12 protein-coding genes and 1 pseudogene are annotated in these 13,445 nt (G+C 51.2%); 5 read left to right on the plus strand and 8 right to left on the minus strand.

The features are described from left to right. Positions 1 to 7 precede the first annotated feature (7 nt). The 3 genes from MLE19_RS13890 to puuE form a co-directional block, all read right to left on the minus strand. Entirely contained in the window at positions 8 to 862 is an 855-nt protein-coding gene (locus tag MLE19_RS13890) for a transporter substrate-binding domain-containing protein (RefSeq protein ID WP_240718768.1), read from the minus strand. Between the two features lie 339 nt (positions 863 to 1,201). Then, a complete protein-coding gene (locus MLE19_RS13895; RefSeq protein WP_240718769.1) occupies positions 1,202 to 2,077 on the minus strand; it encodes a MurR/RpiR family transcriptional regulator in 876 nt (291 codons plus the stop codon). A gap of 24 nt (positions 2,078 to 2,101) precedes the next feature. Then, positions 2,102 to 3,040, minus strand: coding sequence for an allantoinase PuuE (puuE, locus tag MLE19_RS13900; RefSeq protein ID WP_240718770.1), 939 nt, complete (start codon positions 3,038 to 3,040; stop codon positions 2,102 to 2,104). A gap of 308 nt (positions 3,041 to 3,348) precedes the next feature. Here puuE and MLE19_RS13905 point away from each other — a divergent pair, with 308 nt between their 5' ends. From MLE19_RS13905 to MLE19_RS13920, 4 genes are all read left to right on the plus strand, one after another. After that, complete coding sequence (locus MLE19_RS13905; RefSeq protein ID WP_340163104.1) at positions 3,349 to 4,101, plus strand: aspartate/glutamate racemase family protein; 753 nt, start codon at positions 3,349 to 3,351, stop codon at positions 4,099 to 4,101. A gap of 153 nt (positions 4,102 to 4,254) precedes the next feature. Continuing rightward, positions 4,255 to 5,613, plus strand: coding sequence for an NCS1 family transporter (locus tag MLE19_RS13910; protein ID WP_240718771.1), 1,359 nt, complete (start codon positions 4,255 to 4,257; stop codon positions 5,611 to 5,613). 30 nt (positions 5,614 to 5,643) lie between these two features. Then, on the plus strand, positions 5,644 to 7,113 hold the full coding sequence (locus MLE19_RS13915; RefSeq protein ID WP_240718772.1) for an NCS1 family nucleobase:cation symporter-1: 1,470 nt from the start codon (positions 5,644 to 5,646) through the stop codon (positions 7,111 to 7,113). Positions 7,114 to 7,460: 347 nt separating this feature from the next. After that, a complete protein-coding gene (locus MLE19_RS13920) occupies positions 7,461 to 8,240 on the plus strand; it encodes a hypothetical protein (protein WP_240718773.1) in 780 nt (259 codons plus the stop codon). Positions 8,241 to 8,435: 195 nt separating this feature from the next. Here MLE19_RS13920 and MLE19_RS13925 read toward each other — a convergent pair whose 3' ends face one another. The 5 genes and pseudogenes from MLE19_RS13925 to ilvC form a co-directional block, all read right to left on the minus strand. Continuing rightward, entirely contained in the window at positions 8,436 to 8,723 is a 288-nt protein-coding gene (locus tag MLE19_RS13925) for a type II toxin-antitoxin system RelE/ParE family toxin (RefSeq protein ID WP_240718774.1), read from the minus strand. Further along, positions 8,716 to 8,937, minus strand: a complete 222-nt coding sequence (locus MLE19_RS13930) for a ParD-like family protein (RefSeq protein ID WP_240718775.1) — start codon at positions 8,935 to 8,937, stop codon at positions 8,716 to 8,718. Before MLE19_RS13930 ends, MLE19_RS13925 begins: the two co-directional genes overlap by 8 nt. 110 nt (positions 8,938 to 9,047) lie before the next feature. Beyond that, positions 9,048 to 9,170: pseudogene (locus MLE19_RS13935) on the minus strand (GntR family transcriptional regulator); the annotation flags it as partial. Between the two features lie 39 nt (positions 9,171 to 9,209). Next, a complete protein-coding gene (modF, locus tag MLE19_RS13940) occupies positions 9,210 to 10,712 on the minus strand; it encodes a molybdate ABC transporter ATP-binding protein ModF (RefSeq protein WP_240718776.1) in 1,503 nt (500 codons plus the stop codon). A 137-nt stretch (positions 10,713 to 10,849) separates the two neighbouring features. Continuing rightward, positions 10,850 to 12,322: a ketol-acid reductoisomerase gene (gene ilvC / locus MLE19_RS13945; RefSeq protein ID WP_240718777.1), complete on the minus strand. Its 1,473-nt coding sequence runs from the start codon at positions 12,320 to 12,322 to the stop codon at positions 10,850 to 10,852. A 196-nt stretch (positions 12,323 to 12,518) separates the two neighbouring features. On the opposite strand from ilvC, the gene ilvY reads away from it, so the two are divergent. Further along, entirely contained in the window at positions 12,519 to 13,397 is an 879-nt protein-coding gene (gene ilvY / locus MLE19_RS13950; RefSeq protein ID WP_240718778.1) for an HTH-type transcriptional activator IlvY, read from the plus strand. Positions 13,398 to 13,445: the final 48 nt, after the last annotated feature.

Raw genomic sequence — 13,445 nt, forward strand, 5'->3', positions numbered from 1 at the left:
ATGAACCTCAGCTACCGAAATTTTCAGGCAGGTCGGCGCTGAACCAGCGCTGAGACATCTCATTCAAGGTGCCATCTTCCAAACCTTGCGCGATCAGGCGGTTCACTTCTTCCATCAAGGCAGGCTCGTTTTTATTCATGCCCACGTAGCAAGGTGAATCCTTAAGCTGGTACACCAACGACGGCGCACGGTCGCTATTACGCTCGGCGATCTCGGCGGCAACTACATTACCGGTGGCGACGTAATCGACCTGCCCGGAAAGAAACGCAGAGATGGTGGTGGCGTTGTCTTCAAAGCGTTGAACGGTGGTGGAATCAGGGGCAATCTCAGAAAGCTCCATATCTTCCACGGCACCCCGGGTAACACCGATGGTTTTATCGGCTAAGCCTTCCGGGCCTTCGACGCTTTCATCTTCATCAGCACTAAACACACCTAAGAAGAACGGCGCGTAGGCGTCTGAAAAGTCGATCGCCGCTTCGCGTTCCGGGTTCTTACCCAGGCTGGAGATCACTAAATCCGCCTGACCAGTCTGCAGATAGGGAATACGGTTCGCGCTGGTTACGGTGATTAGCTCCACCTCAACCCCCATCTCTTCAGCGAGATAGTTGGCCATATCAATATCGTAGCCGCGGGGTTCCAGGTTGGTTCCTACCGAACCAAACGGCGGAAAATCCTGCGGCACAGCAATGCGAATAGTGCCACGTGATTCGATATCTTCCAGCGCATCCGCCTGAACATTGGGGCTGGTGGTTACAGCACCCAAGGCAACAGCGGCGCTCAAGCCAGTGGCTAATACGCTGGACTGTAGACGCTTGAAGCGGCGGGTAAAGGAGTTATTGAAGCGGTGCGATAACGTTTGCATTAAGCTCTCCTGGCAGGCGCATGTTCTGCAAAATCTTGGTTTTGCTAGAGACAATTCGCTGACTAATTAGCAGTGGTGGTCTTGGCAATGGAAGCAAAGCGAATGAAAGCTTTGTTGCACAAAATCTAACAAAGAAACTTTCGTTTCACTGATTAATTAAAAGCAATCGCGATACCAGAAATAGCTAACTTTTTTTATAACAGCAGTTTAGCGGCCATGCTTAGCCGCAATGCGGTTGACACCGCATCGGGAGGAGAGTTTGAATAAAGGTAGGCACAACGTCTTGGTGCAGTTTTAATTCATCAAAAGGACGCGATGCACCATGCTGGAGCAAAGGTTCTACTGGGCACTCCAATCAACGCTCATGGTGGGCGCTTCCAGCTCACTGAGGTCGGAATAAATATCGCTGATCGCGCTAATTCGCTCGCGGCCTTCCGCAAGGCGACGGTGCAGCACCCCATTGGCAATCAGGCAGATCAGGCTATTGGCGGTGGCGTAGCTATCGAACGCAGAGAGGCTTTCCAACGGCGTTTCAAAGAACCACGCTACCTGAGAGGCAAAATTGACGGCAGTAGGGTCCGCAATGAGAGCCACTTGGGCCGGCGAGCGCTCAAGTGCTTCCACCAGTGCAGCAAACGCTGCGGGGCGACGGCGAAAACCAAACAGCACCACCACATCCTGCTCGCTAAGGTCGACAATCTCCTCGGCCAATGACTGGTTGGGTTGCGGTACCACACGCACCTGGGTACGTGCCTGGATCAGCTGCTGGCGAAAATGTAGCGCTAGAGGGTAGCTGTTTCGAAAGCCGATCACGACCACATGACGCGCCTTATCCAAGCGTTCCACCAAGGCTGAAAAATCCTGATGGGCAATGCTATTTAAACAGCGCTGCAAGTTATCTTGCTCCCGCTGCAAATGACGTTGGAATGGTGCGCCCGCCTCTTCTTGCATGGCGTTGGCGTCGATCACTAACGGCACACCGAGATTACGCAGTTGGCGGGCATGATCCTTAACGGTGCGGTAGCTCTCGAACCCCAGCCGCTTGAACAAGCGGCTAACCGTCGATTTGGAAACGCCGGTTAAGCGCGCTAAATCAGCGGCGCTATATACCGCCAGATCATCAAAATGATCAAGGATAAAGCTTGCTACGCGCTGCTCCTGGGCGCTTAACTCGTCAAACTGAGCAGTAATTCGCTGTCCTATATGCGGCGTCATAACGTCCTATTCTGCATAATCTAATCAACGCTTTGGAGCGGGATGATACTCGGCCCAGTGGCGAGCAATATCAACCCGGCGGGCCACCCAAACGCGATCGTGGGTTTCGATATAATCCAAAAAGCGTTGCAGCGCGCGAAAACGCCCAGGGCGCCCCAACAAACGACAGTGCATGCCCACCGAGAGCATTTTGGGCGCCTCCTCCCCTTCTGCGTAAAGTACATCAAAGGCATCGCGCAGGTAGGTAAAGAAGTGATCCGCAGTGTTGAAACCTTGCGGGGCGGCAAAGCGCATATCGTTGCTGTCTAAGGTATAAGGCACGATCAAGTGATTGTGCTCACTGCCCTGACTATCGGTCACCTGCGTCCAGAAAGGCAAGTCGTCGCCGTAGTAGTCGCTATCGTAAAGGAAACCGCCTTCGTCCAGTACTAGCCGCCGGGTATTGGGGCTATCGCGACCGGTGTACCAACCTTGGGGCTTCTCACCGTAAAGGCGCTGAAAAATCTCCATGGCCTGCTGGAGGTGTTCGCGCTCAATGTGCTCAGGCACTTCCTGGTAGTGAATCCAGCGATAGCCGTGGCAGGCAATCTCGTGGCCCAGCTCTTTAAAGGCCAGAGCCACATCCGGGTTGCGCTCCAGCGCCATGGCAACGCCAAACACGGTTAACGGCAAATCACGCTTCTCAAATTCACGCAGAATGCGCCATACCCCAGCGCGGGAGCCGTACTCGTAAATCGATTCCATACTCAAATGACGATCAGGATAGGCCGGTGCGCCGATGATTTCTGACAGAAACTGCTCAGAGCCTGAGTCACCATGCAGCACGCTGTTCTCGCCACCCTCTTCGTAATTGAGCACGAACTGAACGGCGATTTTTGCCTTGCCGGGCCAATTAGCGTGGGGCGGGTTACGCCCGTAACCGATTAAGTCACGTGGGTAGTGGCCCTTAGAGGATGACAACATAGCTAGCTCCTTTTATACCTTTTCCGGCTCGTCACTGGCGAATACACAGCCCAGCAATACAGAAAATAATTTGTATACAAAATAGCGAGATTAATAACGAACCGCAACGCGGCCGAACGCTAATCCCCTGACACTCCTAGCGTTTCTTAGTTAAAACATCGTTAAGCCGTTGAATCCTGAACAATTGGTCAAACTTTTAGCGGGACATTTTTATCATCTATTCACGTTTAGAGGCTTGCGTAAGGCTAGAAACCGCCCTATTTTTGTATACAAGAAATTCGATATTGTTTACACACGGAATAACTATCGTGCATATACGCGTTATTAACCCTAACACCACGGCCTCCATGACCGCTGCTATTCATCATGCAGCACAGCAACAAGCAAGCGCTGGCACCACCGTAAGTGCTTCCCAGCCTGACGCGGGGCCGGTTTCCATCGAGAGCCATTTTGATGAAGTGGTCAGTGCGGTTGGCGTAGCCGAGGAAGTGCTTAAAGGCGAGCGCGAAGGCGGCATCGATGCTTATGTGGTGGCCTGCTTTGGCGATCCCGGCTTGCTTGCCGCACGAGAACTGACCCGCGCGCCGGTCATTGGCATCGCTGAAGCGGCCTTTCATCTTGCTACGCTGGTCAGCACGCGTTTTTCTATCGTTACGACCTTGGGCCGCACCGGCATTATCGCCGAGCATCTGCTTCAGCAGTACGGCTTTAGCCACCACTGCCGCCGCATTCGCGCTGCGGAAATTCCCGTATTGGATCTTGAGCTCCACCCTGAAGCGGCGTTTACCCGCATTGTTGAAGAGTGCTGCCGTGCCCGGGATGAAGACGGCATTGGCGCCATCGTTTTAGGCTGCGGCGGTATGGCGAATTTGACCCGGGAGATCAGCCGCGAAGTGGGCCTGCCGGTAGTAGAAGGTGTCAGCGCTGCGCTGAAGCTGGCGGAATCGCTGGTCAGCTTAGGGCTGTATACCAGCAAGCACGGTGATCTCGCCTACCCTCGGCCAAAAGCGTTCACCGGCAAGTTTTCTGAGCTTTCTGACCTTGCTTTACCGCTTAGGTAATAAAAGCACTAACTCGTTAATAACCAACGCAGAACACACTTAATAATAATTTTTAAAATAACCATATACGTCCAATAGCACGCCACGCCGCAAGCGTTTCCCGATACCAAATCGGGGATTTAATAAAACCGATAATCTTGCGAGGACGACATCATGAGCGCTTCACCCTCGGCTCTTGCGTCAGAAGAACGATCCGATGCTGGATCAAAAGCACTAGGGGCTGAGAGTCTGGCCCCGCAACAAACCCGGATTATGGGCCGCGGCTCCTACTTTCTGGCTTGGTTTGGCGGCTGCGTCTCCATTGGCACCTTCGCCATGGGTTCAAGCGTAGTCGGCACCTTAAACCTGTTACAAGCAACGCTGGCCATCGCCATTGGCTGCTTTGTGATCGGGATAGCACTCGCCATTAACGGGGCTGCAGGCTACAAGTACGGCATTCCCTTTATGGTACAGGCGCGCAGTGCCTTCGGTTTTACCGGCACACGTTTGCCTGGGCTGGTGCGCGCGGTGCCTGCGGTGGTGTGGTACGGCTTTCAAAGCTGGATTGGCGCGGGGGCACTGAATATGGTGTCGGCCACCCTATTTGGCTTCGACAACCTTATCTTCTACTTCATTACCTTTCAGTTCCTACAAATTGGCCTGTCGGTGATGGGTTTCCAGGGCATCAAGTGGTTAGAGAATATCGGCAGCGCCTTTATTCTCGCCTCGCTTATGTACATGTTCTACGCCACGGTGCAGCGCTATGGCGATGAGCTTTCAGCCAGCCTGCTGACCATGGAAGGCTCCTGGGGCATGCCCTTCTGGGGCGCGACCATGCTGTTCCTGGGCATCTACAGCACCATGATGCTTAACGTGAGTGACTATGCCCGCGAACATAAAAAGGGCACGGCGCAGAGCCTGCTCACCACCATTTACGCCATGTCGATTCTGCCCTGCACGCTGTTTATGGGCTTGATTGGTTATATGGTCTCCGAGGCCACCGGCACTGCCGACCCTATTCAGGTGTTCGCCAACGCCGTCGACAACACCCCGCTGTTAATGACCACCCTTCTGTTTATCGCCTTTGCTCAGGTCACCACTAACGTTCTAAACAACGTGGTGCCGCCGACCTATGTGTTGATGGATATATTTAAGATCAGGTTCTCGGTGGCCACCATCATCGTTGGCTTGCTGGCCTTCGCTACTTTCCCTTGGAAGCTGGTGCAACCGGGCTCCGCAGCGGGCCTGCAAATGTTTGTGCAGACCTACTCCGCCTTTTTAGGCCCCATCTTCGCCATTCTGGTGGTGGACTATTATGTGATTCGCCGCCGCACGCTGGATATCGACAAACTGTATGACGTTAACGGCCCTTACCAAGGCGTGAACCTAGCCGCGTTTATCGCCACCGCTATCGGCATTGTGGCGGCGCTCTCTTTCTCGGCGATCTCGTGGTACGCCAGCCTGATACCCGCAGGCGTTAGCTACTACCTGCTAATGAAGTACTGGGCACCCTGCCAGCGCTTTAGCCAGTAACCCCCTTTAGCCAACCTGCGAGCCAATACAATGAAAGAGAGCAACGACGTTAGTGATCTGGATATCAAGCACATTGATCCCTCGCTCTATAACGAGGATCTGGCGCCGCTGAAACCCCAGGATCGTAACTGGGGGGCGTTTGAGATATTCAACGTCTGGTCTAACGATATCCAGAGCCTGTTTGGCTACACCCTGGCCGCCTCGCTGTTTTTAACCTACGGCCTGAACGGCTGGGCGGTGATGGCGGCGATTATTCTGGCCGGTGTGATCGTGATGTTTCTGGTCAATCTCACCGGTAAGCCCAGCGTCAAATACGGTATTCCCTTCCCGGTCATGGTGCGCGCCAGCATGGGGGTGCGCGGCGCCAACCTGCCCGCGATGCTGCGCGCCATTGTGGGGATTTTCTGGTACGGCGTGCAGACCTACTTCGCATCAACCGCCGTCACGCTCCTGATTACGGCCTTTTATGGCGCAGGTGATGGCAGCACTTTCCTCGGCCTTTCCGGCGTCGCCTGGGTGTCGTTCGTGATTGTGTGGCTGTTTCAGATCGCCATTTTCTGGCAGGGCATTGATCGCATTAAACACTTCCTCAACTGGGCAGGCCCGCTGGTCTACGTGGTGATGTTGGTGCTGATGGTCATTGTTTGGTACCAAGCGGGAAGCGAGCTGATCCCCGCTATTGGCACTATTTTCAGCGGCGACGGTGAAACCAGCGGCAGCTCAATTGCAGCCTTTATGGCGATTGTGGGCACCATGGTGGCGTACTTTGCAGCAGTGGTAATCAACTTCGGTGACTTCACCCGCTTTGTGAAAACCGAACGCCAGATGAAGCTGGGCAACCTATTGGGCCTACCACTTAACGTGGCATTCTTCTCGTTTATCGCACTGATTATTACCGCGGGCACCCTGGTACTGTTTGGCGAAGCGCTAACCAACCCCGCCGATATCGTTGAGCGGGTGGACTCGCTACCGCTGACTATTATCGCCGCCCTCACCTTCTTTGCCGCCACGGTGGGTATCAATCTGGTTGCTAACTTTATTCCCCCCGCCTACGACCTTGCTAACCTGTTCCCCAGCAAGATCAGCTTTAAGATGGGCGGCCTGATTACTGCGGTAATCGCGTTCTTCGTCGGCGCACTATGGCTTTCAGTGATCAGCCAAATTGGCGTTCCCGGCTTTGTAAATGCGCTAGGCGCCGTCGTCGCGCCCTTCTACGGCATTATCGTAGTCGACTACTACCTGATTAAGCGCCAGCACTTAAATATGCAGGAGCTATTCTCATCAGCGCCGGGCAGCGCTTACTACTACGTAAACGGCTGGAACACCCGCGCCCTTATCGCCTTCGGCGTCGCAGCGCTGTTCTCGCTCTCTACCGTGTTAGTACCCGCACTATCCAGCCTCGGCGGTTATGGCTGGCTAATTGGTGCAGGCCTGGGTGGATTGTTTTACTACGGTTTGATGCGGCAGTTTAAGGCTGAGCCTGCGTTGGCGGCGCAGTAGACAAGCTGACTGTAACTAGCTGATTAGAAAATTATACAAGCGCCATCGGTTTTGCCGATGGCGCTTTTTTTGGGCCGCGGGCTGGCGTGGCCAGTTAGAAACTGCCTGCATGCTCCTATAGCGCTACCAAGTAACGTATTTTGCGGTATCCAAACTCAGCGGAATGAGATATTTTCGATCTGTAATGCGTGTTTTTCTGATATGCTCAGTGGAAAGTTCAATCCCATATCTAACAGTAATTTAACTCGTATAATACGCTGATAGAAAGCAATATTTGTTTAAGCACAATTTAAAAATTATATTTAATAACAAGAAGAGTGCGCACTAAAAAAACACTAGGATAAGTGATGAAAAAACTTTTGCTTTATCTATCTCGTTTTCACTGGCAAGTTATAATTTCGGTCTTGATTGCAGCTATTTTCTGGGCTTGGTTGATGCTCTGTGACGCTGGCCAAGCGAGCCTAGCAAAGCTGGAAATCTCCAACTACATATCAGTTGTTACAGGATTAGCTTCCATCGTCGCACTTTTTTGCTCCGTTTCATTCGGATTTGTATTATTCCAGATTCAATCGGCAAAATCGGAACGACTGGGGGCCTACTCCGAATTAAAAGCGCGACTTCATTCATTTCATTCTTGGCTAAGCTCTTTAGAAGATAGTGTTGAAAAAGATGTTTGTATGGCTATGGTTTTTGAGCTGGAGAAACTAGATCTAGTCGATATCCCATTAACAGACTATGGACAAGAATATCAGGAATATATAAAGGCTATGGACGAAGGCCTCGGAAATAAAGACAAGCGAGAATTTTACCTAACATCAATATTATATTCAGGCTATATAGAGCAATTACTATCAAGGCTTGGTGTTATTTCGATAAGACAAATAATAACAAAGTGTTTTTTGGATACCCTCTCAAAGGGGTTTGGTTTGGTAGGTGGGTTAGTTCTTCTACTTTTTATTAGCTTGGTGGCTTTCGATAGCAGTATGAAAGCTTATATTTTTTCTGCCGCTGTATTTTTTTGCTCTGGGACTTTGCTACTGTTTCTAGAATTCAGTTACGACGTTTATCGCCAATACCAAGAAGAAATCGATTTCGTTGGCCCTGACTCTGAGTCAGACTCATCCTAACCAGTCGATGCAGTTCTTTACATCTATTACGAACCTAAGGGGTACGGTAGTACCTCCAAACAGATCATTTAACACTAGCGTTAAATCTAAAAGTGAAGAATATCATGGCTTCAAATATACCTCCTGCAGAAGCCGAATCGAGCCTACTTTATAGTCGTTGGCGACACCATAGTTTATAGGAACGTTACTACTTAATTAGCGCCGCTTGATATCACGGTAGAAGTTTTCGTGTGATCCCAGGGCTAACAATTCGAGGATAAGCGCACCATCATCAAAGCTGTACCCAAGCAACGTCAGTTGCTTGTTCATTTTAAATTTATATACCCGTAAGAATGATAGATCCCCCTTCTTCTGCTCCCCCAAAGCGGGCTCGTCCATCAGCTTTCTGACGGCTGCGTCGAGATCTTTTTTCTGATTGGCTTGAAGCTTCTTTACTGCTTTTTTAAAGCTCGGGGACTGTAAAACACTGATCGCTTTAGCCAAAATCGTAGGGCTCCAGCTTCCCGGCTTCACGTTCTGCTTTTGCAATAATAGCTTGCTTCACAAATTCATAAGGCAAATCAGGATTGTCTTCCATCATTTCACCGATTTTTGCCCAATGCTCGATTTGCTTGGGAGTCGTCCGATCAAGCGCTTTAGCTATAATCGTAGCTTTTTCAATAAGTTGTTGATCTAAACGTATGCTATTAGTGGTCATTTTAATACCCTCATAAAAACCGCCTTAATTGTAGCAAGGCGCTACAAATGAGGCAATTCGCATCTACTATTCTCGGCTGATTTTCTGTTAACTCTAAGAGTTAATACGCTTCCCCCCAATATCTGCTGCAAATCCGGCACGTTCTCCTCCTCTTCGACCACCGATAGCGAGGCTTCGATGGCGTTTAGGTGGCGGCTCATAAAGGCTTTGGCGCGTTCGCCGTTGCCTGTTTCAGGGCACTCAAGGCAGAGGTAGACGACCTCCCCCGCCAGCTAGTGATTCTTCTCCAGCGCCAAATGATTGTCTATTTCTTTTATCTTGTCTTCCGTGTGGTGATTGACATAAAGCACCGTGGTCTCTTTCCCTGCACAAATTTTCTCAATAAGCGCTAGCACCAGTTGGCGGTTCATATCGTCCAGGCCCAGGCAAGGCTCGTCTAGAATCAGCAGCGGCGGGTGTTTCACCATGGCGCGGGCGATTAGTAGCAGACGCTGGTCGCCATAGGAGAGTTTGTTAAAGGGCTGATCGGAGCGCTCTTGCATGCCCAGTAGCTCGAGCCACTGGTCGGCGATTTTTTTCTGATGATCGGTGGATTTTGTGTACACGCCGATGCTGTCGTAGAAGCCGGAAATAATCACGTTTTTGCAGCTGGTGCTGACTCGATATTCCCACTGCAGGGCGGTGGAAACATAGCCGATAAACTGCTTGATCTGCCAGATGCTTTCGCCGTTACCGCGCTGGAAGCCAAACACGAAAATATCGTTGGTATAGCACTGGGGATGATCCCCTGTGATCAAGGATAAGACGCCTGTTTTACCGCTACCGTTAGGGCCGCTCAATTGCCAGTGCTGGCCCTGCTCAATCGTCCAGTCGAGCTTATCGACAATCACGGTATCGCCGTATTGGATCGTCGCTTGCTTGAGTTTCACTAACGGCTGGCTGGGATCGAGGGCGGGTAATTTAGTGGCTGGATCGGCCTCGGGCACGCTTAGATCGGTGGTTTTCAAATGCAGCAATTGGTACAACTCATTAAAGGCGGCTTCATCCTGACGCTCTACCGTGAATGCTAATCGCCCACTATCTCCCCGCTTCTTATCCCCTCTCTTTTTCTCCAAGCGCTCTTTATCCGAACGATCTTTATCCAGGTAGGCCACATGGGTGATGAAGTCCGGCATTTCATCGAAGCGGTTCAGCACCAACACCATGGGAACGGTGTCGATGATGGAGGCGAGATGGGCTTGCAGCATGGCGAGGGTGTCGACGTCCAAACCATCAAACGGCTCGTCTAAAATCAGCAAGTCCGGCTTGCTCGACAGAGCGCGAATCAGCATGACTTTGCGGGTTTCGCCAGTGGAGAGCTTACGAAAAGCACGGTCGAGTAGCTTGGTCAGCCCGAACTTTTCGACCAGGTCGCTTGCGAGTTCAGGGTCTTGGCACTGCTCGAAAATCATTTCACTAACGGGTGTGCCGAGTGAAATGACATCCATGATATCGGCATCGTCTTTTTTCAGCTCTTTGGCGATGAGTTCGGCTTGCGCTTCGAAGGAGACCAGTCCAACGTTTTTGGGAAGCCCTTGAACCGTGCCTGCTTCAATTTTGCCAACGCCCGCCAGCGCCGCCGCCAGGGCCGATTTGCCTGCGCCATTGGTGCCAGTGATGACCCAATGCTGGTGGGGTTCGATGATCCAATCAATCTCGCTTAGGGTGAAGCGATCATCAAAACTGATTGTCGCTTTGTTTAGCTGAATACGCTCTAAGCGGCTTGAAGGCTCCATCAGTGTGTTCCTTATTGTTTGGAAAAGTCAGTGTTCGCATGAAATAAGACAAAAAGCCGAGAATATCGTGGCGATATCTCGGCTTTTTAGATGACTTAACGGTCTATTCTTTGACGAGCCATCATTTAATCAGCCGATTAAATGATTTTCTTCATGTCCGCCATGTGGCCACGTAGCACGGCGCCAACGGCTTCAACCGGGTGGGCGCGGAGAGCATCGTTAACTTCGATCAAACGGGCGTTATCAACGCCGTTGTCGTCAACGTCCAGGCCTTTACCGATAACATCGGATTTGATGCCTTTCATAAAGTCAGCCAGTAGCGGCACACAAGCGTGGTTGTAGAGGTAGCAACCGTATTCCGCTGTGTCAGAGATCGTCGCGTTCATCTCGTAAAGTTTCTTACGCGCGATAGTGTTGGCGATCAGCGGCGTTTCGTGGAGAGACTCATAGTAAGCAGACTCGGCGATGATGCCAGCGGCTGTCATGGTTTCGAAAGCAAGCTCAACGCCCGCTTTAACCATCGCCACCATCAAGATGCCGTTATCGAAGTACTCCTGTTCCGTAATTTCTACGTTACCAGCAGGTGTTTTCTCGAAGTCGGTTTCTGCGGTTTCGGCACGCCATTTGTGCAGGTTAGCGTCATCGTTCGCCCAGTCTTCCATCATCGTGTGCGAGAAGTGGCCGCTCATGATGTCGTCCTGGTGCTTGTTGTAAAGCGGACGCATGATCTCTTTCAGCTCTTCAGCAAGATCAAAGGCTTTGATCTTAGCCGGGTTAGAAAGACGATCCAGCATGTTGGTCACGCCGCCGTATTTCAGTGCTTCCGTGATGTTTTCCCAGCCGTACTGAATCAGTTTAGAGGCGTAGCCAGGCTCGACGCCCTCTTCGATCATTTTGTTGAAGCAGAGGATAGAACCGGTTTGCAGCATGCCGCAAAGGATCGTCTGCTCACCCATCAGGTCGGATTTAACTTCCGCAATGAAAGAGGACATCAATACGCCAGCTTTGTGGCCGCCAGTACCCACTGCGTAGGCTTTTGCCAGGGCTAGGCCTTCGCCTTTAGGGTCATTGGCTTCGTGAACAGCGATCAAGGTGGGAACACCGAAACCACGCACGTATTCAGCGCGAACTTCAGAACCTGGGCACTTAGGTGCCACCATGATGACGGTCAAGTCTTCACGGACTTTCATGCCCTCTTCTACGATGTTGAAGCCGTGGGAGTAAGAGAGGCAAGCGCCCTCTTTCATCAACGGCATTACCGCCGTTACAACAGACGAGTGCTGCTTATCGGGCGTTAGGTTCAACACAACGTCTGCCGTGGGGATCAACTCTTCATAAGTACCGACAACAAAGCCGTTCTCAGAGGCGTTCTTCCAGGATTGACGCTTTTGCTCAATGGCTTCTGGGCGCAGTGCGTAAGAGACGTCTAAGCCGCTGTCACGTAGGTTCAAACCTTGATTAAGGCCTTGGGCGCCACAACCGATAACGACCATTTTTTTGCCTTTCAGCGCGTCTACGCCATCAGCAAATTCAGAGCTGTACATAAAACGGCATTTGGCGAGTTGTGCTAATTGCTCGCGGAGCGGCAGTGTATTGAAGTAGTTAGCCATCGTTAACATCCTAAGTATTTATGATCACAATATCGATGTGAGAGACACCGACACGAAAAAGAGAGACATAGCCGCTAAAAGTGCGATCCAGCGTCATGTAAGTAGGGACAATCTATACAAGTGTGACCATTTCTTAAATTGATATATTTGCAACAGCATGTCCCTTTTTTTGCAAAACTCAATTATGATTGCGTTTATGAATTTTAAAATTTTGAAACAGTTTCTGGCCCTGGCAGAAACCCTGCATTTTGGGCGCGCCAGCGATGAGTGCTATATCAGCATTTCTGCTTTGTCACGCAACATTCGTCATTTAGAAGAGGAATTGGGTGTGTCGCTGTTTAACCGCGACAACCGCACCGTGGTGTTGACCCAGGAAGGGCAAAAATTTCTCAAGTACGCCCGCGATGCCAGCAGCCAATGGAATTTGATTCGTCATGAATTGACCGACAATTCTGATCAATTACGCGGTGAAATCAGCCTGTATGGCTCCGTCACCGCCAGCTACAGTTTTTTGTACGAGCTACTGCGCCGCTTTCGCATTGCCTACCCGGTCATAGAAATCAAGTTGCGTACGGGCGATCCAGAACACGCTATTGCGCATGTTCTGGATGGTAAAGAGGATCTTAGCATTGCTGCCCAGCCTGCCAACCTGCCGCGTGGTTTGGCATTTAAACCCATCGCCACGTCGCCTTTGCTATTTATTGCACCGCTTGAGCAGCAAGTGCCGAATGTGCCAACGAGCACGCCAACCACACCGCAAGAGTGGGCGAGTATCCCAATGATTCTATCGGAGAGCGGTGTATCGAGAGCCCGTGTGGATGAATGGTTTCGCCAGCAAGACATCTCGCCGCGCATCTATGCACAAGTGACGGGTAATGAAGCTATTGTGAGTATGGTGAGCTTGGGCTTTGGCATTGGCGTCGTGCCAAAAATTGTCCTCGACAACAGTCCCTTGGTGGATCGCATCCGCGTGCTCGACGTGACGCCGGAACTGGAGCCCTACGATATTGGTTTGTTTACCTTAAAGAAAAACCTAAAAAATCCATTGGTCGACGCGTTTTGGCGCTTGATGTAAGCCCTTTTTAATAAGCCCCAGATGCTATTTTTTAGCGATCCGAAACCA

It is taken from the genome of Vreelandella neptunia (assembly GCF_022489065.1).
Lineage (GTDB): Bacteria > Pseudomonadota > Gammaproteobacteria > Pseudomonadales > Halomonadaceae > Vreelandella > Vreelandella neptunia_A.